General features: G+C 59.8%; 15 protein-coding genes and 2 pseudogenes. 2 read left to right on the forward strand and 15 right to left on the reverse strand.

Features of this window, described 5'->3' with window-relative positions:
- Positions 1–3: 3 nt before the first annotated feature.
- From fliD to BN1079_RS05705, 10 genes and pseudogenes are all read right to left on the reverse strand, one after another.
- Entirely contained in the window at positions 4–1,470 is a 1,467-nt protein-coding gene (fliD, locus tag BN1079_RS05660; protein WP_037022944.1) for a flagellar filament capping protein FliD, read from the reverse strand.
- Positions 1,471–1,550: 80 nt separating this feature from the next.
- A complete protein-coding gene (locus tag BN1079_RS05665) occupies positions 1,551–1,925 on the reverse strand; it encodes a flagellar protein FlaG (RefSeq protein WP_037022945.1) in 375 nt (124 codons plus the stop codon).
- A gap of 72 nt (positions 1,926–1,997) precedes the next feature.
- On the reverse strand, positions 1,998–3,485 hold the full coding sequence (locus tag BN1079_RS05670; RefSeq protein ID WP_037022947.1) for a flagellin: 1,488 nt from the start codon (positions 3,483–3,485) through the stop codon (positions 1,998–2,000).
- A 247-nt stretch (positions 3,486–3,732) separates the two neighbouring features.
- The gene (locus BN1079_RS05675) at positions 3,733–8,100 is read right to left on the reverse strand and encodes a glycosyltransferase (protein ID WP_081950811.1); all 4,368 of its coding nucleotides are present in this window, start codon (positions 8,098–8,100) and stop codon (positions 3,733–3,735) included.
- A gap of 107 nt (positions 8,101–8,207) precedes the next feature.
- On the reverse strand, positions 8,208–9,578 hold the full coding sequence (locus BN1079_RS05680; RefSeq protein WP_037022948.1) for an oleate hydratase: 1,371 nt from the start codon (positions 9,576–9,578) through the stop codon (positions 8,208–8,210).
- Positions 9,579–9,600: 22 nt separating this feature from the next.
- Positions 9,601–10,311 (reverse strand): class I SAM-dependent methyltransferase, encoded by a 711-nt coding sequence (locus tag BN1079_RS05685; RefSeq protein ID WP_037022949.1) that lies wholly within the window; start codon positions 10,309–10,311, stop codon positions 9,601–9,603.
- A gap of 1 nt (position 10,312) precedes the next feature.
- Positions 10,313–11,317 carry an ATP-grasp domain-containing protein gene (locus BN1079_RS05690; RefSeq protein ID WP_052114434.1) on the reverse strand — a complete coding sequence of 335 codons (1,005 nt, stop codon included), beginning with the start codon at positions 11,315–11,317 and terminating at the stop codon, positions 10,313–10,315.
- On the reverse strand, positions 11,310–12,425 hold the full coding sequence (locus BN1079_RS05695; protein ID WP_037022950.1) for a DegT/DnrJ/EryC1/StrS family aminotransferase: 1,116 nt from the start codon (positions 12,423–12,425) through the stop codon (positions 11,310–11,312). The genes BN1079_RS05690 and BN1079_RS05695 overlap by 8 nt, the downstream gene beginning before the upstream one ends.
- A 231-nt stretch (positions 12,426–12,656) precedes the next feature.
- A pseudogene (locus tag BN1079_RS05700) lies at positions 12,657–12,962 on the reverse strand (flagellar hook-associated protein FlgL); the annotation flags it as partial.
- Positions 12,963–13,320: 358 nt separating this feature from the next.
- A pseudogene (locus BN1079_RS05705) lies at positions 13,321–13,814 on the reverse strand (helix-hairpin-helix domain-containing protein); the annotation flags it as partial.
- A gap of 136 nt (positions 13,815–13,950) precedes the next feature.
- On the opposite strand from BN1079_RS05705, the gene BN1079_RS17570 reads away from it, so the two are divergent.
- A complete protein-coding gene (locus tag BN1079_RS17570) occupies positions 13,951–14,118 on the forward strand; it encodes a YhfG family protein (RefSeq protein WP_139053052.1) in 168 nt (55 codons plus the stop codon).
- 399 nt (positions 14,119–14,517) lie between these two features.
- Here the strand turns inward: BN1079_RS17570 and ligA are convergent, their stop codons facing one another.
- The 4 genes from ligA to moaA all read right to left on the reverse strand — a co-directional run bounded on the left by ligA (position 14,518) and on the right by moaA (position 23,859).
- Positions 14,518–16,896 carry an NAD-dependent DNA ligase LigA gene (gene ligA / locus BN1079_RS05710; RefSeq protein ID WP_037022954.1) on the reverse strand — a complete coding sequence of 793 codons (2,379 nt, stop codon included), beginning with the start codon at positions 16,894–16,896 and terminating at the stop codon, positions 14,518–14,520.
- Positions 16,897–18,080: 1,184 nt separating this feature from the next.
- Positions 18,081–18,899: a cell division protein ZipA gene (zipA, locus tag BN1079_RS05715; RefSeq protein WP_037022955.1), complete on the reverse strand. Its 819-nt coding sequence runs from the start codon at positions 18,897–18,899 to the stop codon at positions 18,081–18,083.
- Between the two features lie 181 nt (positions 18,900–19,080).
- Positions 19,081–22,566, reverse strand: a complete 3,486-nt coding sequence (gene smc, locus BN1079_RS05720; RefSeq protein WP_037022956.1) for a chromosome segregation protein SMC — start codon at positions 22,564–22,566, stop codon at positions 19,081–19,083.
- Positions 22,567–22,863: 297 nt separating this feature from the next.
- On the reverse strand, positions 22,864–23,859 hold the full coding sequence (gene moaA / locus BN1079_RS05725) for a GTP 3',8-cyclase MoaA (RefSeq protein ID WP_037026643.1): 996 nt from the start codon (positions 23,857–23,859) through the stop codon (positions 22,864–22,866).
- A 221-nt stretch (positions 23,860–24,080) separates the two neighbouring features.
- On the opposite strand from moaA, the gene BN1079_RS05730 reads away from it, so the two are divergent.
- Positions 24,081–24,494, forward strand: coding sequence for a CopD family protein (locus BN1079_RS05730; RefSeq protein WP_037022958.1), 414 nt, complete (start codon positions 24,081–24,083; stop codon positions 24,492–24,494).
- Positions 24,495–24,534: 40 nt separating this feature from the next.
- On the opposite strand, the gene BN1079_RS05735 is transcribed toward BN1079_RS05730, so the two are convergent.
- A complete protein-coding gene (locus tag BN1079_RS05735) occupies positions 24,535–24,999 on the reverse strand; it encodes a DUF2231 domain-containing protein (protein WP_037022960.1) in 465 nt (154 codons plus the stop codon).
- Positions 25,000–25,072 lie beyond the last annotated feature (73 nt).

Consider the following 25,072-nt stretch of genomic DNA (forward strand, 5'->3'; position numbering starts at 1 on the left):
AAACTACTTGTCCTTTCTGACGAAGCCCGGCAGGTTGGCAAGCATGCCAGTCAAGCTCTCACTGGTGCGAGTAAGCTGCCCTACCAGGGAATCCATTGCGTTGTACTGAGCATAAAGGCGGTCTTGTAGGCTGGTGATACGCTTGTCGAGCGCCTCACGCTGCTTGTCGATATCCTTCAGCGTGCCACGCAAGGCGCTGTCACGCTGTTTCAACACGCCGTCGGTGCCCACATAATCCGAGACGAAACCGGAAAGACGCCCCATCAGCCCGTCCGTGCCGGTGAGATAGCTGCCCACCTGATCGAAATTGCTATCGAGGGTCTTGGTCAGTTGGGTGTCATCAAGCACCAGCTTGCCATCCTTGCCTGTGGTAATACCCAGATCGGCCAGGGCACGCACACCAGTATCGCTATTGCTGGTCAACTTGACGATTTCATTGCGCAGACCTGCTAGAACGCTGCGCACCGTGGAGTCGCCAACCAGAGGGCCCGCTACTGGCTTAGAGCCCTCCACCTCGACGACCGCAGTGAGCTGGGCCGCTGAAGCGTTCAAGGCGTTGTAGGCGTCGACAAACTTCTGCAGGTTACTCTTCACGCTGGACTTGTCGACACCGACAGTAAGGCTGATGGTCTTGCCATCAGTCAGATCGGTGGCGCTCTGCGCCGCGACCAGGTCGAGCGTAACACCCTCGAGCGCATCCTCAATCGTGTTAGTGTCGCGCACCAGTTGGAGCCCCTCGATGGTCAATTTCGCAGACTTGGCCTGGTTGATTACCCCACCCGCGCCACTGTCCGAGCTTGGCTTGAGGAAAGCGCCAGCATTGTCAGGATCAGCCTCAGGCGAGAACGCCTGAGTCATCAGGGAAGTGTCTCCCGTCGTTTCACCATCTTCGGTGACCGCTACCCGAATATCATTGCCTTCACCCGTCTTGGTCGAGCTCAGCACCAAGCGGGAACCGGAGTCATCGGTAATGATGGTGGCGCTTATACCACTGTCCTTCCCGGATTCATTGATTGCGTCGCGCATACCGGCAAGCGTGTTGTTGGCTGCGGTGACATCGACACTGATATTGGTGCTGCCGACGGAAATTTCCAGCGTACCGCTGTTGAACGTGGCGGCGGTACCACCCGAGACGGATTGCAGGGCCACCTTGCTGCTGGCGGCCAACTGCTGAACCTGAACGCTGTAGCTGCCGGCAGGCGCAGTGCTGCTGGCGGTAGCCTTGAGCACACTGCTGTTGGAAGTGCTCGCGGTGCGAGACTCGAACAGCGCGGGCTTGTTAAGCGCATCGAGGGCGGTTTTGAACGAGTTCATCGCCCCGGTGAGCGTACCGATCGCGGAAATACGAGTGGTGGTCTGCTTTTCCAGGCGGTCGAGCTGGTTGGTCTTGGGTGCTCGCTCAGCATTGACCAACGCCGTGACGATCTCGTCGATCTTGATGCCCGAACCGATTCCCGTGATACCCGCCATTATCTCGTACCTCGTCAAAAATTCGACTGCACCCTGTAGATAGCAGGATAACAGTCAAAACTCATGCCAAGACAATGGAGCTATGCCTCGGCCTTGAACAACAGACTGCGCACTTCCGACAGATTCTCTGCCAGCTTGAGCGCCTCCTCTGATGGAATCTGTCGGATCACGTCGCCTGAACCGGCATCCGTCACCTTGACCACAACCCGCCCGGAACCGTCGTCCACCGCAAAATTGATACTGCGACGAACAGACTGGACAAATTCCTGAATGGTCGATACCGCAGACTCCACCTGCTCGCGAGATACATTCCTCGCCTCTCCGGCGACCTTGGCCGCCTGCTCTTCACCACCCTTCCTAGCACCAGCAGCCTCTCCTCGAACTGTGTCCGCGGCAGTGGATTGGGCGTTGCCAAGCATCGGATGAAGCGAATTCTTGATCGAGCCGATGTCCATAATTCTCTCCTCACAATGAGGTAGCGGGGAGAAGAGCTACGCCCTTCCCCCCGCAGTCTAGCGCCTTTGACCTTAGCCGAGCAGGCTCAGCACAGCCTGCGGCAGCTGGTTGGCCTGGGCCAGGATGGCGGTGCCGGCTTGCTGCAGGATCTGGTTCTTGGTCAGTTCCGAGGTTTCGGCAGCGAAGTCGGTGTCGCGAATCCGGCTACGAGCGGCCGAGGAGTTCTCAGCGATGTTCTGCAGGTTCGAGATGGTGTTCTCGAAGCGGTTCTGCACGGCACCGAGCTGGGCGCGCTGGCTGTCGATGTTGGAGATCGCGCCGTTGATGATACCCAGGGCGTCCTGTGCTCCTATCGCGGTACTGATATCAATGTCCTTCACGCTGTCCAAAGCGCTGAAGCCATTGGTAATCCCATCACCACCATCGGTGATTTGGAAGGCACTGGCTGCCTCGAACTGAATTTGCCCATCCGCACGAGCGCCACCGGTAGCTACGATATCCACGGTATCACCCACATCTTCGCTACCATCGAAGCTCTGATTGGTCAGTTTGGCGAGGTTGCCAGTGCCACTACCAATAGCGAACTCCGTGATCTCTATCTTCTCGCCGGTGTTGCTGGTCAGTTCAATGCTGTCGCCTTTCGATACAGCAGAGATGCCAGTCTTGCCGGTTTCCTTATTGATCGCATCGGCAAGGGCGGAAAGATTGCCCGTATCAGCCACAACGGCGGAAACCACCGATGCTTCGCTGCTCGCACCTGCCAGCTTGAAAGATACAGTGCCGGAGGCTGCCAGATCGCTAAGAGAGGCAACGGTACGCGCATTTGCCGTCACACCAGTCTCGTCGCTTTTGGCATTGATCGCCGCAGCGATATCACGAGCAGAGGAGTTCGCACCGTAATTCACCGTCACCGAGCCATTGGGCGCATTGGTGGTGAACTCCGACGTAATGCTAAAGCCCGAGGCAGCATTCCCATATGCCGAAACGCCAGAGGCACCGCCTGCTGTAATGGCAGTAGCACCGCTAGCCTCAGAAGTCACACGGTTGATACCAATGCGATCGGTAGCTGCAGATCCAATGGAGACGTTAATGGTCTCATAGGCGTTGGCCCCAACCTGGAAGCTCTGGGAGCCAAAGGAGCCGTCCAGAATCTTACGACCACCAAAACTGGTGGTTTCAGAAATACGGTTGAGCTCTTGCTGCAGCTGCGATACTTCCGACTGGAGAGCTGCACGTTCGGTAGCGCCGTTGGAACCGTTGGCCGACTGCAGGGCCAGGTCCCGCATGCGCTGCAGGATGCCGGTGGACTGCTGCAGGGCACCTTCAGCGGTCTGCGCCAGGGAGATACCGTCGTTGGCGTTGCGGGTGGCGACACCCAGGCCGTTGATCTGGTTGGTCAGGCGGTTGGAGATCTGCAGACCAGCAGCGTCGTCTTTGGCGCTATTGATGCGGAAGCCGGTGGACAGGCGCTGGAGGGAAGTATCCAGGCCTTTAGACGAAGCGCCCAAGTTACGCTGTGTATTGAGGGAAGCTACGTTAGTGTTGACTGTAAGGGACATGGTATTGCCTCCAGATGACCTAAGAACCGTTTGTCTGAGCTTGCGAGCTCGGGCCTGCATGCTCAGACACCCAGAGAGTTCGCATTCAATCTGTTTATCGGCGCATTCCCAAAGAGCTTTAGAAGTAAATCTTCTTCTTTTTTTATTCTTTACAGTCAACCACTTAGCCAGCCACGGACGCCCCACAGGCGACTTTTACTGAAATCCGTCGAGCGCCGTTTCAGCACTCGACGGATCCGATGGCGCATCAATGAGGCATCCACGCCTTGCGCCAGCGCTCCAAGCTCTCCCCTTCAAGCATCCAGTCACGATGAACCGCTTCTCTCAGACGATCCCCCGCCTGCGCGGCAGCATCCAGATCACTGATGTGCATGCGGATTGCATCGACCCAATCACGGAAGCGGTTCTTCACCCGCATCACCGGCAGATCACCGCGGTAGCACACCAGATCGCTGCAAATCACCGGAAAGCCACAGGCACCGTATTCAAGGAGACGCAGATTACTCTTGCACTCGTTGAACAGGTTTTGCTCAAGCGGTGCCAGGGCGAGGTCCAGGTCCAAGCTCGCCAGCATGGATGGGTACTGATCGATCGGGACACCGACGTGCATCTCATGGATGTAGGGGCGGATCTTATCAGGGCACATGCCGAAGAATACCCATTCGACTTCGCCCGCCAGCTCCTTCACCACATCGGCAATCAATTCCAGGTCGCCGGTATGACTCACCCCACCGGCCCAGCCGACCCGCGGCTTGCTGCCCCGACGTCGCCGGCTGGAAAGTCCCTTCCACCATTCGGTCGGCAGACGGTTCTCGACCACCCGGATGTCGTCATGCAATCCGGCAAACGCCTCAGCTAGCGGCTCGGTCGAGACCACGAAGCGATCCACGAAGCCCAACCCCTTGCGCAACGACCTCAGGATATCCTTCGGCATCTGATCGCGATGTACGCTCTTCAAAGGCAGGTTGGGCAGGTAGTCGTCCAGTTCGTACACCTTGAAGGCATTTGAGAATGCCTTCACCTGCCGCATCCCCTCGATCTGCACTGCATCAATCTGGCGCTGCAACACGATGGTGTCCGGCGCAAAACGCTCAAGCTCGGTGAGCGACAGGTGGCCCCAGGCGAAGGTGCCGTCGACTCCCCCTTCCCTGTTCAAGGCATTCAGCGGCTTGATGACGCGATAATGACCGCAGCCGAACCTGTCGGCCGGGTGCGCCAGTACTCGCGGCAGCGGCTTCCAGGATGCCAGCGGATTCCAGCTCAGCAGAGAAGGAGCCAGAACGAACTCTTCCTCATCATCGAGCTTGAAGTTGGGGTTGTATACCGGATCACGGGCCAACAGGGGCAGCCAGCGTGCATATAGGGCCTCTTCCTGCTCGGGTGTGGCAGCCAGCGGAGCGCCAGCGGTGATCAGCAGGGGGGAGCGCGGCGTCCAGACATTGAAGTAGCCAGCGGAGTAAAGCCGCAGGCACAGATCCACATCCGTCCAGGGTGCCATTTCCGGCGTCTCGTCAAAGCCGCCCAGTTCGACAAACAGGGCGCGCCGCAGCAGCAGGCACTTGCCACTCAACGCGGTGTGGTTCTGGTCGATCAGTAGACGCTGCAAATAACCCGGAGCGTCCAGCGGCTGCCCACAACCCACATGCCCAATCGGGCCGTTGAAGCCGAGGACGATACCGCCGCTGGCGACCTTCGAGTCGCCGGTGATGAGTTTTGCGCCTACCGCCCCCACCTCCGGGCGCAGGCCATGGTTCATCAGGGCATGTAGCCAGCTTTCGGAAAGTACACCCACGCCACTGTCGAGCCAGAGCAGATAGTCACCGGTCGCCTGTTGTGCCGCCAGGTTCTGCCCTTGCGCTATCGACAGGCCCTGCGGCAACCGCACGACCTTGACTGCCGAAGTACCCAACTGCTCCACACCCAGCAGCCAGTTGGCCATGGCCGAGTCATCAACGGCGTGGTCCAGAATCAGCACTTCGTAGGCCGGATAGCTGGTCTTTTCCAGCACCGACTCGACGCAGCGGCGGATCTTGGCCAGGCCATCGTTGGCTGATACCAGAATACTGACCTTGGCCAGCTGTGGATGACCGTAACTGATTTCATAGTGGCCGGGGATCGTTGCGCTGACATCGGCCTGCTCGTAGCCACGAGCATTAAGGTGGCGGATGATCACATCCCGCTCATCCAGACAGTTGGTCAGCAACGGCGCCTGGCCCTTGAGCAGAGGCTCGCTGATATGCCCCATGCCCTCCAGGCCGCGGTCGAGGATCAGCCTGAGGATATAGTCCAGCTCGAAGGCCTGGCCGGCGGCGAGATCGAAGCCGCCGGACTGCTGCCACAGCGGGCGGTTGAACAGCCAGTGCCGTGCCATCACGCCCGGCAGACTCAGCAGCATGTCCAGATTCAGCCCCGGACGCAGCGCGACGCCCAGCGTGCCGTTGTCCTGCAGGAGCAGCTCGTCGCCATACACGGCGCGGCAGTCGGGAGCGGCCAGCAGGTCGAGCGCAGCGACCATCAGACCGCTCTGGGTGAAGACGCTGCCGGCCTGGACCAGCATGAACCAGTCGGCCTGCAGCGAACCGACCACGTCGTTGACCTGCTCGACCAGCCCCCGCTGGTCGAGCCGCACATAGTGCAGCTTCTCCTCCCAGCCGGTGGCGGGCGCGTCCAGGGTGGTCAGCGCCACGATCTTCACCGAGGCGTACAGGTGCCGGTCGTTGCCCAGGCTCCTGACCGTGGCGATCAATGCATCCTGATCGCCGTCGGCGTCGACCACCACAACGCCCAGCACCACCCCGCCCTGGGCCTGCTCCAGACGCTCGCTGATGAGCCGGCTCTGCACCTCGGTCGGCAGGCGGGCCGCCAGCCACTCGTCGAGATCGGGAGCCTCGTCGCCCTTGTCGACGGGCACGCCGAGGCGCTCCAGCATCTGCTGGCGCCCGGACTGCAGCGTCTCGCTGGCGGAGCCCGCATAGCGCTGGTACAGCTCGCGATACAGCGCCGGGAAGTTCTTCCGCTCACGCCCCAGCATGTGATCACCACCCGCCCCGGGGGCGCGCGCGTGCACCTCGCTGGTCACCGCCGGCACATGCACGAAGGGATAGCGCGTGGCCAGGCGCAGCAGCATGTCCCAGTCCTCGAACGCCGCCAGCCCGACGTCGAACTCGCCTACCTCGGCCAGCATCTCCCGCGGATGGGCCCAGGTGTTCACCGGGATGTAGTTCTGCACGAACAGGCGGTCGCGGTCGAAGGTCTCGTGCTTGAACGGCTGGCTACGCCCGAGCTCGATGCGCCGCCCGTCCTCCAGTCGCTCGTTGACGTACTCCACGCCGGTATACACCACACTCCGCGGATGCCGCTCGAAGGCCTCGGCCAGTACCGCCAGGTGGTCGGGCAGGTAGATGTCGTCATCGTCGAGATAGACCACATAGCGCCCACGCGCCAGCGCCAGCCCCGCGTTGCGCGCGGCGGACAGGCCGCGGTTGCGACCCTGGCGAATGTAGGTGATGGGGAAGTCGTAGGCCCCCAGCAGGTGCTCCACCGGCTCGCCGTTGTCATTGATCAGGATGACTTCGAAATCGCGGAAAGATTGATTTCCAACACTGGCCAGGGCGTCCCTCAAGAGATCTGGCCGGTTATAGGTCGTCAGGATTACGCTGAAGACATAGCCAGAGTCAACTGAATCATCCTGCTCGCCGAATAGCAGACTCGCATCTGCGGCCTCAGAGGTTCCGGGCTCAAGACATGGAGTGACCATGTCCTTCAACTCGGTCCAATTAATCACCTGCCCCGTTTCCAGACTGTATCGCTTGAGTTTGTGCAGCTTCTGGATAATTGCCTGACGACTTAGAGCTATCCCACGTAAAGACAGATCGTTATGAGTAATGAACCGGCAATGGATGTCGATCAGTTCAATCAGGTTGGTGTGGTATTGATCCCTGGCCGTCATGCTATCGGCATGGCGCCGATAGACCGCCAGTACTTCCGGGAAGCAGTGAATTTTTCCTTTGTCAGCCGCAATGGTGTTAGCCAGGTAATCACCATAGCGGACATGCGAACGCCACTCAGGGAGTTGTGTGAGAATCTCCGCTCGATACACGGCAGTACAGGCGGGAATCAGGTTTCCCTCCAACATGCCCTCTAGAAGATCCCCCGAAAAACAGCGATCCAGATGAGGAATTTCGCTCAATACGGTTTTTGATGCATCGATGACCCTGGCACGCCCATACACCAGCATGCAATCGGGGTGCTGTTCCAGCCAGGCTACCTGGTCGTTCAGGCGTCGGCGCCCGACCATGTAGTCGTCCCCCTCAAGCCTGGCCAGATATCGCCCTCTGCACGCGGCTAGTACCTGGCGACCATTCTCACTCCCCCCTAGATTCTGCGCATTGCGAATGTAGCGAATCGTGTCCGGATACTCCCGCGCATACCGCTCGCATATGAGGCGAGTGTCATCCGTTGAAGCATCGTCGCCAATCACCAGCTCGAAGGCGTAGTCCATCTCTTGGGCCAGGACACTTTCAATGGCTTCGGCAATAAACCGGCCATGGTTGTAAGTGAGCATGAAGACGCTCACTACAGGCACACCACTCATCATCGTCCCCTTACCCAACATCAGACAAACTGAAACCCTTTAACGAAGCAGATCTGCCTCGTGCCTTACCGAAACTGTGACATGAACCCTCACGGATCACATCCGGCAAGGATGTACAGCACACAACGCTATTCATTCGACAGTGTCTGGAACACGTTCTGGATCACCTCATTCTGGAAAAACACACCGCCACCCACACCGACGCCACAGAGCCTGACGTACGCAGGCAAACTCTGCTGCAGATGCTCATCCAGAACCCGCATGGCCTTCATGTTATTTACTGTCGGGACAGGAAAGCCCGTGTGCAGACGTTGGACATCGAACCACAACACGGAACCAGGCCGACAGAGTCCGATACGTCCCAACTGCTCTTCCATCACGGAAGCCAACTCGGCGTCGGCCAAATGTTCGCTGGCCAGAATCTCGATCGTGATACGCCGGTCGTCCGGATCTCCGGAGAATGCCCGATAATTGGTGATTCGAAAAAAGTCGAAGCCTGGATCAAAGGCATAGAAATAGCAAAGGTCACTTTCGACCGGGCACGCCAACTGCATATGAACCAGACGATGGAGTATAGGCCTCTCGAAGCCGAAGGAGGACAGGTCGATATTCAACTGTCGCGCTGCGCCAACAACACCATTGGTCAGGATCAACTGAGCAAATTCTTCCTCAAAAGCATCCCCTCGCTCATCCAGCCAAGCGACGTTCCTTGCCTCGATATCACAGCTCAACTCGCGGGCCTGACGAATGATCCGCACCCCTTGCGCGGTCAGATAACGCGCCGCGGACTCGACGAAGCCAGCAGTACCACCGCTGAAGTAGTACCGCCGCAAGGTATTGGCGAACGAAACAGGCATCTCGCGTTGATCAGGTACCGCGACCAGCTCTCGAAACCGCCCATCACCGCACTTCGCCAGCCACTCCTGCCGGTCACAACCCACCAGACGGGTCAACCCACAGAGCAATGCGGCAAATCCTGCCAGTTCGGATACGGGACGTTTGAACAACTGGCTCAGAATCGGTGACAGCACCGCATTAACGTATGCCTCACCAAACCGCTCAAGCGCCACATCCATGATGGCTTCAAATGTTGTGATCGGGCGAATCGGCTGCGTCCCTGCTACGACCCCCCATACTTCATCCAGCATGGCCTGCCTGCCAGGGTGCTGGCGAACATCGGGAAAATGCGAGTTATGCTGAAGCCTTCCCTGGTAGATAGCGCCAGCATGGCCGCCCTGACTGGAAGAAAACATCCGAATGTTCTCTTCGCCAGCCATCTTCTGCAGCAGTGCATCGATCTCAGTTACACCCGTTTCTCTGAATAGGTGGGTTCCCCTGTCGAAATACAACCCCTGCTCAGGGTAGTGAGCACCTGCCAGCAAGCCACCCAGCGTCACCTCCCGCTCAAGGATTAGAATGTCCTTGCCAGGCACCTGACGCAGTAAAGTAGCCGCGGCTACGAGCCCCGCTAACCCACCACCGACAATGACCTGTTTCATGGTTTCTCCCCACCCTGCGGAGTCATAGCTCACCGATACACAATAAGCGCTCGCTACGCTCCAGCAGACGCTGGCCAGACAGAGCGAAACAGGCTCGCAGGGGTATTCTCTGGCCTAACCCCAGGCGTATGAGCGTGTCTTCGTACCCTTTCTTGGCCTTACCCACCGGGATCACCCTCACCCGCTTGCAATGTCGGCTCATGATGCTGGCGATTTCGTCTTTATGAAAAAAACGGATATTGAACAGGGGGTCCGTTTCCACAACCCGGTCAAAGTATTCCTTGAACCCGGTATTGTGGGCGTTGTGAACCGTTGCGATCATGCGCCTGCGCGTTACCCGCGCCTGTTCCCGCGCCAATTGCTCGATCTCTTCGTCACTGAACAACCCCCAGAAGCCGTTGTGGTAGGTCAGGTCAAATGCCTGATCTGAAATATCGAAACGGAAAGCGTTCATTTCAAACATCTGGCTTGCGAGCGCGGGGAAACGCTCTTTCGCCAAGCTCACCGCCTCGGGGGAAAAATCCGCCCCGCTACAATGAACACCCATGCGATTCAGGGCCGCCATATCACGGAAGCTGCCAGCAGCAATTTCCAACAAGCTCTGCTCGTTACGGCATTTCAGAGCGCGTATGTAATACGCGTGTCGCAGGTCTGCCTGATATTTGTCGAACACCTCGGCCCACTTCAGATCCCAGTCACGCGGGCTAGATAATTTAGGTACTGAATCGGTCATTTCATCGCGTCTCGCAGCTCATGATCTGTTCGTAATGACCCCGGGCGACAATCAGATCTGGATACGCCACCGGCTGATCAATCTCTGCGCCCAAGAAACAACGCAGGGCGTTAAACACCATGTCATATCCGGCAATGCTCGAGAACGCCACCCCAGCAGAGAACCGGGGATTGATATCCATCAGGAAATAAGTGCCGGAATACTCCAGAAACTCCATGCAAATACAGCCGTGCACATCCAACTGATCAGCTAGCCATTCCGCCTGTCTACGCAGAACAGTGCAGCCGTGAATAGCCACCGAAAGCCCCGCACCGTTGGTGGTACGAATGAGCTCTTTACGGCACACAACGCTTACCGTTCCGGTACCAGCATTCCTGAGCACATCGACCACATGCACCGCCCCTGGGTAAAAAGGCTGAACGATGTAGCGCCGGTCGTGATCACGCCGGAGCAAATGTTCCACGTCCTGCTCATTCTCCAGTTTCACCAGCCCCTCACTGCTTCTGCCGTTACGTGGCTTGGCCAACAGGGGAAAACCACTCCTGAGCTCTTCCCACTGGGCCAGAGCTCGGCTCGGGATCGGCTGGACGATGTGGTCGTCGACAAAGCGGTCATGGAGTAGCAACTTGTCCCGGCAAGTCTCGACACAGGATGAGGGAGGCAAACATACGGTGACGCCGAGATCGAAGAAGCGCTCGCGCACGGACGATATGACATCCACTTCTGGGTCAGTCAGCGGAATCAAGTGGGTGACGGACTCCTGCCGACAGACTTCGAGAATAGTGTCGAGATACTCCTGCTCATAACGCGCGGATGGCAGTTGATGGAAGCCCTGCACCAAGGTTGAAGTAACCAGCCAATCGGCCGGATGCAGATCGCTGCCCAGTAACCGAACGCCCTCACAGGAAGACAGACTGCGCAGAACGCATTCCGCCGACATGGATCCAATCGCCGTTACCAGCACGGTCACCGCCGTGCCAGCCCCCTTCGAGCCAGTTTCAGACATGCAGCGGATCGCAGACCAACGAGATGATCCTGTCCTGCTGCTGTTCCTGCATATCGGGGAACATTGGCAGGCAGATCACCTGACTGGCTATCTTCTGCGCCTCCGGCAACTCGGCGTGACTGGAGCCCTTCAGCCCTCTGTACATGGGGAAGTCGCTGAGCAACGGATAGAAGTAGCGCCGCGCCAAAATACCCTCTCGGCGCAGCAACTCGTAAAGCTCATCCCTGGCGATCGGGTAGATGCTATCCACAAAAACAGGACAATACGCGTGGTTCCAACCCACGTTTCCGGGAATTTCTGGCAACCGTATTCCAGGCACTTCGGACAAGGCCGCACGATAACGCGCAAACAGATACTCGCGTCGCGCCAGGGCCTGATCGATATGCTTGAGTTGCAATAGCCCGAATGCAGCTTGAACCTCGTTCATCTTGCCGTTGATCCCCGGCGCCACGACAGTCGTTTCATTGGCGAAACCAAAGTTCTTCAGATAATTGATTCGCTGCTTGGTTTTGGCATCCGGACAAATGATCGCGCCCCCCTCGAAGGTGTTGAACACCTTGGTCGCATGGAAGCTGAGAATGGACAAATCGCCGTATTGAAGAACGCTTCTCCCCTCCAGCGTCACCGCAAAAGCGTGAGCCGCGTCATAAATCACTTTCAGACCATAGTTGTCTGCGATTTCCTGGATTCGCTCGACGTCACAAGGTACGCCGTAGCAGTGCACCGGCATGATCGCAGTTGTGGCGGGCGTTATGGCTTGCTCGATCTTGCTCGGATCCAGATTGCACGAATCAGGCTCGATATCGACGAAGACAGGCGTCAACCCGTTCCAGAGCAGCGAATGCGAAGTCGCCACGAAGGAATAAGGTGTCGTGATCACCTCACCGCTTATGCGCAGCGCCTGCAAGGCAGTCACCAGCGCCAGTGTGCCGTTACCAAACAGGCATAGGTGCTCCACACCCAGATAGTCCGCCAGGTCGCGCTCAAGCTGTTCGTGGAAAGGTCCGCCATTGGTCAGGCGCTTGCTCTCCCATATCTGCTCAAGATAAGGAAGAAACTCTTCAAGCGGAGGAAGCAACGGACTCGTAACAAAAATGGGATCGCCCATATTCATACCTTCGATAAGAGGCTTCCGAATCAGGCTCCAGAAGGCCCGCGGGATATGTACCGAACGCCCAAAAACTGGCGCTACCTAGTAGTCCCGCAGCATCTGTGCAAGACACGCGCCAGTCAACTAAATGGAGGGATAGGCGAGAAGGGAATAATCCCACTCAGGCATCGCCGGAAGGAAAACTCAACTCAACTTACCGTTCTCAGCGACAGGAATTCGATAGGGGGACTATCGTAGCTGATTGAACAGATTCAGCCCCGCAATCTTCACATAGCTCTGCTGCGCCGCCTCGAGGATGATGGTCTGAAACGACAGTCTCGACAGGGCTTCAGCGTAATCCAGCTCGCGCAGATCGGCCTGGACCGCCTTGTTCACCAGGGTCACGTCCTCGTTGTCCACCTCGGTGGTTTCCACCAGATTCAGGCGCGCGCCGATCTCGGTCTGCACCTCGAGGACCTGGCCGATGCCGTTGTCCAGGTTCTTCAGGGCGATGGCCACCTCGTCGCGGATCGCCATCGCGCGGCTGGCCGACGGAGCCCGGGTTGCAATAGGTCTTCTCGCCCAGCGTCGCCAGCACCTGGACGTGCCGCCTTCATACATCTCTCCAGGCCGCCCCGGTCCCTTGCACAGCGGAAGGTGACTCACGCAGACACGTCGAAAATTTGACTTTTACAGACCACAGAGAGGGAGCAGCAAAATTCCAGCCAATTATACCGATCAGAGACTCGATAAATGCTAATCGCTTTCTTCTGTAACCACAACTGAGCCCACCGCTCAAGACCCCAGCAGCCACTCCAGAAGCCTCTCCATCCGGCACGCTCAGCCCCACAGCATATTGGCCTTGATCAGTTTCGAGCCGGCACCCGACCCCGCAACCGTGGCTTCTAGGTGGGCTTTGCCAATGCATGCCGAATTCGCGCAATTGCGCTTCGATCGTGCGGGCGCGGGTAGTTTCCGGGCTGTCGAAGTAATTGCGCAGGGAGCGAGCGCCTTTTTCGGTAAGGCGCTCGACCTGACGCTGGTCAAGCCAGTCGGCGGCGATGATGGCTTCCAGGCTGCCGAAGCGATCCGCCAGGCATTTTGCGACGGTGCTATGAAGGGAATTTTCAGTTTATCGATCAAGCCAGCCAGGGTGGCGCAGGCGGCGAATTCGGGAATGCAGCTCGCCCTCCTCCTGCAGCTCGAGCCGCGTTCGCGCAGTTGGGCGATGACCGTGCGGTTGTGCTCGTCTTCAAAGAAGCTATGGGTTTCGTGGGCGACTTCAAGGCCCACTTCTGGCAGGTAGACGAGCACATCCGGCAGCGCCTGGCCGATGCATTCCAGCGAGCCCAGTGCGCGCGCCAGCAACTTGGCGGTTTCTTCGCCCACATTGGGAATGCGCAGGGCGCGGCGCGAGACGAAGTGGACGAGTGCATTACCGAGCATTGGTACTTCATGACGCACCTGGGCTGCTTCAGATGCAGGAGAGCATGCCCCGCCCTAACTGGCTATAATCACAAGCCAGAACATGGAGAAAGTCCCTATGTCGAATCTATCGCTGCAAACCAAGAAGGCCTACTACGCCAAGGTGCGTCAGTCCAACTACGCAGCCAGCCTGCGCCTTGAGGGTTTCGACGTAGTCCCCGCTGATGCGGAGCGCAAGCCGCCTTCGCGTGAGGCCGTGCTACGAGCCTATCGTGCCAAGACCTGATGCTCGACAAGTACGGCACAGGCAAGCCCCCTACTACCTTCCCGGCACGTCGGTTCTCAATAATCGTTAGGGGCTGACCACTGACGAAGAGCTCAATGAAGCCGAGCGCGTCCTTTCCACAATCGCCGCCAACGAAATCAACTTCGAGTCGCCACCCTACGATCTTCCCTATCTGTGTCGCATTCACCGTCAGCTCTTCGGGGCAAACTCGATTGGGCCGGTGAATTCCGTACTGTGGATATATCCAGGGGACGACCCACTTTGTAACGTCCTGCGTATCGAACCCGAGGCGAATAAGCTGTTTCGCACTTTAGCCAAGGCTAACCGGTTTGAGGAATTGAACCGCTTGGAACTTTTACAGCGGTGGCGGAGTTCTTTGGCGATCTGCGAACCTATCTGCTAATCCCGACCTATTCCCTTCAACCCCGCCAACCGCTCCAGAAACACCTCTTCATCCAGCACCTCCAGCCCCAGCTCATTAGCCTTGGCCAGCTTTGACCCTGCACCCGGCCCTGCCACCACGCAGGTGGTTTTGGCCGATACGGAGCCGGCGACCTTGGCGCCGAGGGCTTCGAGGCGGGCTTTGCCTTCGTCGCGGCTCATGGTTTCGAGGGTGCCGGTGAGGACCCAGGTCTGGCCGGCCAATGGTAGGCCGGCGGCTTGCTTGCGCTCGCTTTGCCAGTGCATGCCGAATTCGCGCAGTTGCGCTTCGATCTGACGGGCGCGGCGGGCGTTTTCGGGGTGGTCGAAGTAGTCGCGCAGCGAGCGGGCGGCTTTTTCGGTGAGGCGTTCGACCTGGCGCAGGTCGAGCCAGTCAGCGCTGATGATGGCGTCCAGGCTGCCGAAGCGATCGGCCAGGCGCTGCGCGCCGGTGCTGGCGATAAAGGGGATATTCAGTTTGTCGATCAGGCCGGCCAGGGTGGCGCAGGCGGCGAATTCGGGATGTAGCTCGCCCTCCTCCTGCAGCTCTACCCCGCGTGCGCGCAGCTGAGTGATGACCGTGCGGTTGTGCTCGTCCTCGAAGAAGCTGTGGATTTCGTGGGCCACCTCAAGGCCGATTTCCGGCAGGTAGACCAGCACATCCGGCAGCGCCCTACCAATGCGCTCCAGGGAGCCCAACGCACGGGCCAGCAACTTGGCGGTTTCTTCGCCGACATCGGGAATGCCCAGCGCATAAATAAAGCGGGCCAGCGTCGGTTTGCGGCTGGCATCGATGGCGTTGAGCAGGTTGCGGGTGGAAATTTCGGCGAAACCTTCCAGCTCGATGACCTGTTCACGGGTCAGGCAGTAAAGATCCGCCGGGGAATTGACCAGCCCCCTGTCCACCAGCTGCTCGACAATCTTGTCGCCCAGGCCATCGATATCCATGGCACGGCGCGAGACGAAATGGATGATCGCCTGCTTGAGCTGCGCCTGGCAGGCCAGGCGGCCGACGCAGCGGTAGATGGAGCCCTCGCTGACCGACTCGCGACCCTTGCTGCGTTTGATCAGCTGGGTGCGCTCCACCGCCGAGCCACATACCGGGCACTGTTCGGGTACCTGCACGGCACGAGCGTCAGCCGGGCGGCGCTCCGGGATAAGGCCGAGGATCTGGGGAATCACGTCGCCAGCGCGACGCACGATCACGGTGTCGCCGATCATCACGCCGAGGCGCGCGACTTCATCCATGTTGTGCAGGGTGGCATTGGAGACGGTAACGCCCGCCACCTGTACCGGTTTGAGCCGCGCCACTGGGGTAATGGCGCCGGTGCGTCCGACCTGGAACTCCACATCCAGCAGCTCGGTAACTTCCTCACGCGCCGGGAATTTGTGGGCGATGGCCCAGCGCGGCTCGCGGGCGCGAAAGCCCAGTTCGCGCTGCTGCGCCACGGAGTTGACCTTGAACACCACGCCGTCGATCTCATACGGCAGCGCATCGCGCTTTTCGCCGATGGCATCGTAATAGGCCCAGCAGTCGGCAATGCCCTTGGCCAGCTTCAGCTCGCGGCTGATGGGCAGGCCCCAGCTTTTGAGGGCGTTAAGAATGCCGATATGGGTATCCGGCAGTTCTCCATCGCTACGGCCCACGCCATAGGCGCAGAGCTCCAGCGGACGGCTGGCGGTGATCTTCGAGTCCAGTTGGCGCAGGCTGCCGGCGGCGGCGTTGCGTGGGTTGGCGAAGGGTTTGGCGCCGCTTTCCAGCTGGCGTGCGTTAAGCGCCTCGAAGCCGGCCTTGGGCATATAGATTTCGCCGCGCACCTCAAGCACTGCCGGCCAGCCTGTGCCGTGCAGCTTGAGCGGAATATTGCGCACGGTGCGCACGTTGGCGCTGATGTCTTCACCGGTGCTGCCGTCGCCACGGGTCGCGCCACGCACCAGGTGGCCGTTCTCGTAGAGCAGGCTTACAGCCAGACCGTCGAGCTTGGGTTCGCAGCTGTATTCAACCTCCGCGCCAGCGCCGAACAGATCTCCCGCCGGCAAGTCCAACCCTTCGCGTACGCGACGGTCGAAGTCGACCAAATGCTTTTCTTCGAAAGCATTGCCAAGGCTGAGCATGGGCACTTCATGGCGCACCTGACCGAACGTTGCCAGCGCCTCGCCACCGACACGCTGGGTTGGGGACTCGGGGGTCACCAATTCGGGATGTTCGGCTTCCAGCGCCTTCAGCTCTTTGAACAGGCGGTCGTACTCGGCGTCCGGAACGCTGGGCTCGTCGAGGACGTAGTAGCGGTAGTTATGGGCGTCGATTTCGCTGCGCAGTTCGGCGATGCGCTCAGCAGCAGTTTGGGCAGAAGGCATATGACGGAGCCGTAGCGAAGTGATGAGGGGTGTGGATTCTAGCCGATTGCAAGGCTGGCTACAGCGTGTGGGCGGCTTGGATCAGGGCGGGCAGCTTCACGGGCATGGCCCGTTCCCACAAAAGGCGATCCGCCCACCGCGGGCGTACCGCCGCACCTCACCGGTAGGAGCGGGCCATGCCCGCGAATGATTTCGGCCCAGATCACGGTTTGTTCGCGGGTGGCCAACCACCGAGCGGAGTCACGGTGGATGTAAAAAACGACATCCACCCTACGCGGCTGGATCAGCAGCTTCACGGGCATGGCCCGTTCCCACAAAAGGCGATCGGCCCCAACCGTCGGCGTACCGCCGCACCTCACCGGTAGGAGCGGGCCATGCCCGCGAATTGATTTCGCGTCAAAGTGTGGGTTCGATTCGCGGGCGTGGGCGTGGGCCGCTCCCACAGAAGCCGCCTAATCCGCTTTCAAGCCAGCGGGCGTAGCCCGCCCTTACAACTCGTTGTTCACGGGGTGGATCACGCTTCACCGATCCACGGGGTGGCCAACCACCGAGCGCAGCCACGGTGGATGTAAAAAGCGACATCCACCCTACGCGGTTACAGCGTGTGGGCGGCTTGGACCAAGGCTGGAAGCTTCACGGGCATGGCCCGTTCCCACAAAAGGCGATCAGCCCCGGCGTGGGCGTACCGCCGCACCTCACCGGTAGGAGCGGGCCATGCCCGCGAATGATTTCGCCTCAGATCACGGTTTGTTCGCGGGCGTAGCCAGCCCTTATAGCTCGTTGTTCGCAGGGTGGATCACGCTTCACCGATCCACGGGGTGGCCAACCACCGAGCGCAGCCACGGTGGATGTAAAAAGCGACATCCACCCTACGCGGTTACAGCGTGTGGGCGGCTTGGATCAGGGCTGGCAGCTTCACGGGCATGGCCCGTTCCCACAAAAGGCGATCGGCCCCGCTGTGGGCGTACCGCCGCACCTCACCGGTAGGAGCGGGCCATGCCCGCGAATGATTTCACCTCAGATCACGGTTCTTTCGCGGGCGTAGCCAGCCCTTATAGCGTTGTTCGCAGGGTGGATCACGCTTCATCGATCCACGGGGTGGGCATCCACCGGGCGGAATCACGGTGGATGTAAAAAACGACATCCACCCAAGGGCCGTGAAGTCTCCAGCGCTCTTATCGGCTTTAACGCTTGACCGTCATCTTGCGGCGTTCGTATTCGACGATACGCTGGCGGTAATGCTCGATGGTTTGTGCGGTAAGGACGCTGCGTTGGTCGTCCTTCAGCTCGCCGTTCAGTTCGGCAGACAGCTTACGGGCGGCGGCGACCATCACGTCGAAGGCCTGCTTGGGATGGCGCGGGCCGGGCAGACCGAGGAAGAAGCTCACCGCAGGCGTAGTGAAGTGGTCGATATCGTCCAGGTCGAAGGTGCCGGGCTTGACCGCATTGGCCATGGAGAACAGCACTTCGCCGTTACCAGCCATGCTTTCGTGGCGATGGAAGATGTCCATTTCGCCAAAGCGCAGGCCGCTTTCCAGAATGTTCTGTAGCAACGCCGGGCCGCGGAAACCGGAAGGATCGCGGGAGATGACATTGATCACCAGCACTTCTTCAACAGGCGGCAATTCGCCCGATTCCTCACTCAGCGACTCATCGTCCTCATCGGCAACGGGGTTGAGCAGCGTCGGCACCGGTTCGTCACTGGGGAAATGCAGGTCGCCCTGCTGGGGTTCGCTGACACGACGGTTGCCGGCATCCCGTGCACTGATCGATGGCAGGTCGTCTTCGTCCAGGGCCGGCTCGTTGTTGCGACTGACAACTCGCGGCGGGCCGAGCAGCTCGTTGTTGCTGTCATCGTCGGGGAAGCTGCTGGCAATATTGCGATCCAGCTTGAAGCGCAACTTGCCCTTACTGCCGCGCATCCGCCGCCAGCCATCGAAGAGAATGCCGGCAATGACAATGATGCCGATGACGATCAGCCACTCGCGCAGACCGATATCCATTAATGCGTAAACCCCTGAAATCGATGGTAAAGACGCAGATTACCGGCCGTTGAACAAACCAATCTGCGCATCGTAAAAATTGCGCTCTAAACTAGCACGACGAACGGTAGATGTGCACCGCTACCGCCTCTCTTTTATAAGCCGGCGTTACAAACACCTTCTGGCGAAAGCAGCGCTTTCCTCATGCCTCCACAAGCGCCACCGCCTGCTCCACGTCGACCGCAACCAAACGCGAACAACCTGGCTCGTGCATGGTCACACCCATCAGCTGATCTGCCATTTCCATCGCGATCTTGTTGTGCGTGATGTAGATGAACTGCACGGTTTGCGACATTTCCTTGACCAGACGCGCGTAGCGACCGACGTTGGCGTCATCCAGCGGCGCATCCACCTCATCGAGCATGCAGAACGGCGCCGGGTTGAGCTGGAAGATCGCAAACACCAGCGCCAATGCCGTCAACGCCTTCTCGCCACCCGACAACAAATGAATGGTGCTGTTCTTCTTGCCCGGCGGACGCGCCATGATCGCCACCCCGGTATCGAGTAGATCTTCCCCGGTAAGTTCCAGATAAGCGCTACCGCCACCGAAAACCTTGGGGAAAAGCGCCTGGAGGCCGGCGTTGATCTGATCGAAGGTTTCCTTGAAGCGGTTGCGGGTTTCCTTGTCGATCTTGCGGATGACATTTTCCAGCGTCTCCAGCGCTTCGCTGAGGTCGGCGTCCTGGGCATCCAGATAGCGCTTGCGTTCGGACTGTTGCTGGTATTCGTCAATGGCTGCCAGATTGATCGGCCCCAGGCGCTGGATACGCGCGTCGAGCCGCTCCAGTTCGGCTGCCGATTCCTCCTCACTGGCGCCATCCGGCAGTGTCGCGAGTACGCCGTGCAGATCGAAACCTTCTTCGTGGAGCTGATCCTGCAGCGCCTTGCGACGCACATCCAGCGCCTGCCATTCCATACGCTGCTGCTCAAGCTGGCCGCGTAGCAGGTGCGCCTGCTGTTCGGCCTGGGTGCGGCGCTTCTCTGCATCGCGCAACTCCCGGTCGGCGTCTTCCAGCGCCAGACGGGCCAGCTTTAGCTCGTCCTCCACGCCCATGCGCCGTTCGAGCAGTTCTTCCAGCTTCATCCGCAACGCTTCCAGCGGCGCCTCGCCCTCTTCCAGATTCAGGCTAAGTTGCTCGCGGCGTTCGATGGCGCGTTCGAACTGTTGCTCGAGGCGCTCGAGAGCCTGGCGGGTCGAATCGTGCTGCGCCTTGAGCGAGCCCACCCGGACCGCCAGCTGATGTGCCTGATCCTTCTGCTGACGAGCTTCCTGACGCACCCGGTCGAGCCGTTCGCGCAAGCCGTCGCGACTGGCCAGCAGCGTTTCGCGCTGTTCGGTGTCCAGCGCCATGGCATCGAGGGCGTCCTGCAACTGCAGCCGCGCCTCGGCCAGCTGCTCGGTTTCCAGAGCGCGCTGGGCGGTCAGCTCGATCAGCTCTTCATCGAGGCGACGACGGCGCAGACTCAACTGTTCCAGCCGGGCCTGGCTAGCCGACAGACGCGCCTTGAGTTCGGCTTGCTGACGGGCTTCGTCCTGCTGCCGACGACGTTGCTGTTCGCGTTCATCTTCCTGCTGGCGTTGTGCATCGCGAAGCTGGTCTAGGCGGCCGTCCAACTGCTCAAGGTCCGCTTCACGCTGTTCGCGCTCAGCCTGCAGGCGCTCCAGTTCCTGCCCGCGCGCCAGCAGCCCGGACTCGGCCTCCGCCGCACGTCGCACCCTCAGGAAATGCCGACCGACCCAATAGCCGTCACGGCTGATCAGGCTTTCGCCTTCTTCTAGCACAGCACGCCCGGCCAGCGCCTGTTCGAGGGTTTCCACGGGTCGCACCCGGCCCAGCCAGGGTGAAAGATCCGTGGCGGACTCGACCATTTCCAGCAAGCTGCCGGCGATACGCCCGCCCTGCCCCGCGCTTACCAGACGCAGATCGCCCTGCTCGAAACCGCTCATATCGAGGCCGTCAAAGGTGTCCAGCAATACAGCTTGAAGATCCGCACCCAGTACGGTCTCCACCGCCAGCTCCCAGCCCGGCTCGACACGCAGCCCTTCAGCCAGGCGCGGACGCTGCTCCAGGTTATGCTCGCGCAGCCATTCGGACACGCCCTTGCCCGGGTCCAATGCTGCCTGTTGCAAGGCTTCCAGCGAGGCGATTCGACCGTTCAGGCGTTGCAGTTCGCCCTGTGCCTGCTGCTGCGCCTGGGACGCGCCCTGCAACTGCTCACGCAATTGTTCCAGCTGTTGTTCGGTGTCTTCCTGCGCCGCGGCCAGCTCTTCCAGATTCAGCTCGCTAATGGCCAGCTGCTCGCCCACTTCCAGCATCGCGGCATCTTCCGGGTCGCTGGCCAGCGAGGCGCGTTCATCCTCCAGACGCCGCTGCCGCTCAGCCAGACGTTCCAGGCTCTGTTCGAGCTGCTGAATGCGCGACTGTTGCACCTCGGAGGCGCGACGCGGCTCGGCGCTTTGCTGATTGAACCGCTCCCATTGCTCCTGCCAGAGCTGCATGGCGGTTTCGGCCTCTTCCAGTTGCGCAGCGGTTTCTTCCGCTGCCGCGCCTGCAAGTTCCTGCTCGGGTTCGAGCATCGCCAGTTCTTCGCCAAGCGTCGCCAGCAGGGTGCGATCGTGGCCCAGGTGAGACTCGGTTTCCAGGCGTGCCTGCTCGGCCTCACGCAAATCGTCCTGCAATTGGCGCAAGCGTTGCTGACCATGCTGAATGCTCTGCTCGACCCGCGCGATATCGCCGCCCACGGAATAGAAACGCCCCTGAACCTGATTGAAGCGTTCGGACAGCTCATGGTGACCGTCACGCAGGCGCTCGATACTGGCATCGGCGTTGCGCTGCTCGGCCACCAGCGCCTCGAAGGCCACGTCCTGGTCGCCGATCAACTGCTCGCGCCGGCCGACCTGTTCGTTCAGCGTCTGCCAGCGCAATGCCGACAATTGCGCCTTGAGCTGCCGCTCCTCGGCCTTGTATTGCTGATACTTCTCCGCCGACTGCGCCTGGCGATGCAGACGTTCGAGCTGGCGCTCCAGCTCTTCGCGCAGGTCGGTCAGGCGCTCCAGGTTTTCGTGGGTACGGCGAATGCGATTCTCGGTTTCGCGACGGCGCTCCTTGTATTTGGAAATGCCGGCGGCTTCCTCGATGAAATTGCGCAGATCCTCGGGCCTGGCTTCGATCAGCTTGGAGATCATGCCCTGCTCGATGATCGAGTAGCTGCGCGGTCCGAGGCCGGTGCCGAGGAAGATATCGGTGATGTCGCGGCGGCGACACTTCACGCCGTTGAGGAAATAGGTGTTCTGGGAGTCACGGGTAACGCGGCGGCGGATGGAGATTTCCGCAAAGGCCGCGTATTCGCCGGTCAGGGTGCCGTCGGAGTTGTCGAAAACAAGCTCGATGCTGGCCTGGGTTACCGGCTTGCGTGTGTTGGAGCCATTGAAGATGACGTCCGTCATCGACTCGCCCCGGAGGTTCTTCGCTGAGCTCTCGCCCATCACCCAACGCACGGCGTCGATGATGTTGGATTTTCCGCAGCCATTCGGCCCCACAACTGCCGACATGTTGCTCGGGAAGCTGACCGTGGTGGGATCGACAAAGGATTTGAAGCCGGCAAGTTTGATGCTTTTCAGACGCATGCGAAGCCTTATCCGTGGCGATCAGCGGTGAGATGAACAAGCAGGTTTGCCGTGAACATCGGGATTCCTGGCAGCAAGTGAGGCACGGGCGCGAAAACGCAGGAGTTTATCACGCTGGCCAATCCACCTTGCAGGAGGGGTTCTCAGAGTTTGGCGGCAGGCTGCGCACGCCTGTAGGGGCAGGCCATGCCGGCGAACAAGGCGAGATCAGTGCTCCGGTGCTGAACCCTCGGGCATGGCCCGTTCCCACGAAAAGCCGCAGGCTGCTCCCTTGGAGACAGCCGCGCCCTTGATTGATTAGCCGCCGGTCATGCTCATAAAGCGCACCACCTGCACTTGCTCGTCGGTGCGAAATTCATGTTTTTCCGGCTTGAGCTGCAGGGCGTCCACCAGCGCCTGGCGCAGGCGCTCACTGTCGCCGGGATGGCGGCGCATCAGGCTCTTTAGATCCAGCGCGCCTTCGTGTCCGAGGCAGAGCACCAGCTTGCCTTCGGCAGTCACGCGCACGCGGTTGCAACTGCCGCAGAAGTTGTTGCTGTGCGGCGAGATAAAGCCCACCTGGGTTTCGCTGCCTGCCACCTGCCAGTAACGCGAGGGGCCGCCCGTGGTGTGACTGCTGCGTACAAGGGTGTGGCCTACCTCGATACGCTCACGCACTTCGTCACTGGAACAGAAGGTAATTTCGCGCTGATGGCTGGAAATGCTGCCCAGCGGCATCTCCTCGATAAAGCTGATATCCAGGCCGCGCTCAACGGCGAAGTTCACCAGATCCAGCACTTCGTCGTCATTGCGGCCCTTCTGAATCACGCTGTTGATCTTGATTCGACGAAAGCCCGCCTGGCGAGCGGCATCGATACCTTCGAGCACCTGATCGAGCTTGTCGCGGCGGGTCAGTTCGGCAAAACGTTCCCGTTTGAGCGAATCAAGGCTGATATTCAGACGCTTGACTCCGGCGGCCTTCAATACAGGCGCGAGCGTGGGCAATTGCGAACCGTTGGTGGTGATTGCCAGATCTTCCAGCTCTTCACGGGCGCCGAGGCGCGCCAACAGATCAGGCAGGCCTTTACGTACAAGCGGCTCGCCGCCGGTCACGCGAATGCGTTTGACACCCAGACTGATAAAGGCATCGGCCACTGCATAGAGTTCTTCCAGAGACAGGATTTGCGCACGCGGCGCGAAGACCATGTCTTCGCTCATGCAGTAGGTACAGCGAAAGTCGCAGCGATCGGTTACCGACAACCTGAGGTAGGTAATACGTCGGCCGAATGGATCGACCAACCGTGAATCAGGCATATCGTTCTCCAACAGCTTGATGCGCATGTGTTTTCCAATAGTGCAAGGCTATGCCTAAAAGCCGTCCAGGGCAAAGTCTGAAGCTGAATGGCAGGGTTTCGCTCCTACGACCACCTACCGTTCGGGCTCTGGCTATTCCGGAGTACCGAGCTTCCAGCCGAACCGCCAAGACCCGGGGGTGTCACAACCTCTGACCTGCCGCGGGCCGGATGGAGACGTGAATGCCCCTGCTCAAACTGCTGCACTTCGCGAGCCTGTTGTGCTGGTGCGGTGCCCTGCTGTATCTGCCGGCACTGATCGCTGCCGGCACTCAGCGCAGCGAACCGCTTTTCTATCGAGATCATGCGCATCTGACGCGCACGGTATTCAACCTGATTGCGACTCCAGCGGCGCTGATTGCCATTGGCTCGGGCAGCGCAATATTTCTGCGCGACGGGCTCGTCGCCGGCTGGCTGATCGTCAAGCTCACCATGGTTGCCGGGATGGTCATGTGCCATGCCTTGTGCGGCGTGTTGGTGTTGCGCATCGAGCGCTCGCCGGAACGAAGCGCCAGCATCCAGTGCCGAATCCTTGGCGTCTTTATCGCAGCCTTTATTACGGCGACGCTCTGGCTGGTCCTGGCCAAACCTTTCTAACTCATAAATGACTCGGCAAGCGCTCATGACCGAACCATTCTCACACCTTGTCCAGATCGACCCCCACCGCGTGTTCGTAGACCAGGCGCCCGCCGAGATAGGCCGCCAGGGCGATCAGCAACGCGGTGATGGCCGACAGGTACAAGGCCCAGAGATGGATGTTCTGCCCGTCGTCCTGCAAACGCAGCAACCAGTTGAGCGAGGCCAGCGAGAGCATCATCACGGCGAGGATGGCATGGCACCAGGCGGTGATCTTCTGGCGGATCTCACGCACCGTAAGCAAGTCGATCAGACCGAAGAGACTTGCCACCCAGCCACCTACAGCGCCCACGCCGGCCAACCAGACACCGGCACGCCACCAGAAGTCATCCAGGGTCCACAGATGCGCCAGATCGACCGGCAGCAAGGCGGTCAATGCGGCTACGGGGAAGTGAATCAGCATCGGATGCAATGGATGCCCGGCGATCGCGGCGCGGCTGTGAATGGAGTCTCGGTAGTTGGCCATTCGGCCCTCCAGTGGCTAACGAAAAATCGGCCCATACGAAACGATGGCCTCTGTAACACGCAGTTGAGGAACG

This window comes from Pseudomonas saudiphocaensis (assembly GCF_000756775.1).
GTDB lineage: Bacteria > Pseudomonadota > Gammaproteobacteria > Pseudomonadales > Pseudomonadaceae > Stutzerimonas > Stutzerimonas saudiphocaensis.

Excerpts from the sequence above, each read along its gene's own strand:
- BN1079_RS05730 (WP_037022958.1), top strand. The coding sequence starts at position 24,081 with ATGCCCCTGCTCAAACTGCTGCACTTCGCGAGCCTGTTGTGCTGGTGC.
- BN1079_RS05675 (WP_081950811.1), bottom strand. The coding sequence starts at position 8,100 with ATGTTGGGTAAGGGGACGATGATGAGTGGTGTGCCTGTAGTGAGCGTC.
- moaA (WP_037026643.1), bottom strand. The coding sequence starts at position 23,859 with ATGCCTGATTCACGGTTGGTCGATCCATTCGGCCGACGTATTACCTAC.
- BN1079_RS05685 (WP_037022949.1), bottom strand. The coding sequence starts at position 10,311 with ATGACCGATTCAGTACCTAAATTATCTAGCCCGCGTGACTGGGATCTG.
- BN1079_RS05735 (WP_037022960.1), bottom strand. The coding sequence starts at position 24,999 with ATGGCCAACTACCGAGACTCCATTCACAGCCGCGCCGCGATCGCCGGG.
- BN1079_RS05665 (WP_037022945.1), bottom strand. The coding sequence starts at position 1,925 with ATGGACATCGGCTCGATCAAGAATTCGCTTCATCCGATGCTTGGCAAC.
- BN1079_RS05680 (WP_037022948.1), bottom strand. The coding sequence starts at position 9,578 with ATGAAACAGGTCATTGTCGGTGGTGGGTTAGCGGGGCTCGTAGCCGCG.
- fliD (WP_037022944.1), bottom strand. The coding sequence starts at position 1,470 with ATGGCGGGTATCACGGGAATCGGTTCGGGCATCAAGATCGACGAGATC.
- BN1079_RS17570 (WP_139053052.1), top strand. The coding sequence starts at position 13,951 with ATGTCGAATCTATCGCTGCAAACCAAGAAGGCCTACTACGCCAAGGTG.
- BN1079_RS05670 (WP_037022947.1), bottom strand. The coding sequence starts at position 3,485 with ATGTCCCTTACAGTCAACACTAACGTAGCTTCCCTCAATACACAGCGT.
- zipA (WP_037022955.1), bottom strand. The coding sequence starts at position 18,899 with ATGGATATCGGTCTGCGCGAGTGGCTGATCGTCATCGGCATCATTGTC.
- smc (WP_037022956.1), bottom strand. The coding sequence starts at position 22,566 with ATGCGTCTGAAAAGCATCAAACTTGCCGGCTTCAAATCCTTTGTCGAT.
- BN1079_RS05690 (WP_052114434.1), bottom strand. The coding sequence starts at position 11,317 with ATGTCTGAAACTGGCTCGAAGGGGGCTGGCACGGCGGTGACCGTGCTG.
- ligA (WP_037022954.1), bottom strand. The coding sequence starts at position 16,896 with ATGCCTTCTGCCCAAACTGCTGCTGAGCGCATCGCCGAACTGCGCAGC.
- BN1079_RS05695 (WP_037022950.1), bottom strand. The coding sequence starts at position 12,425 with ATGGGCGATCCCATTTTTGTTACGAGTCCGTTGCTTCCTCCGCTTGAA.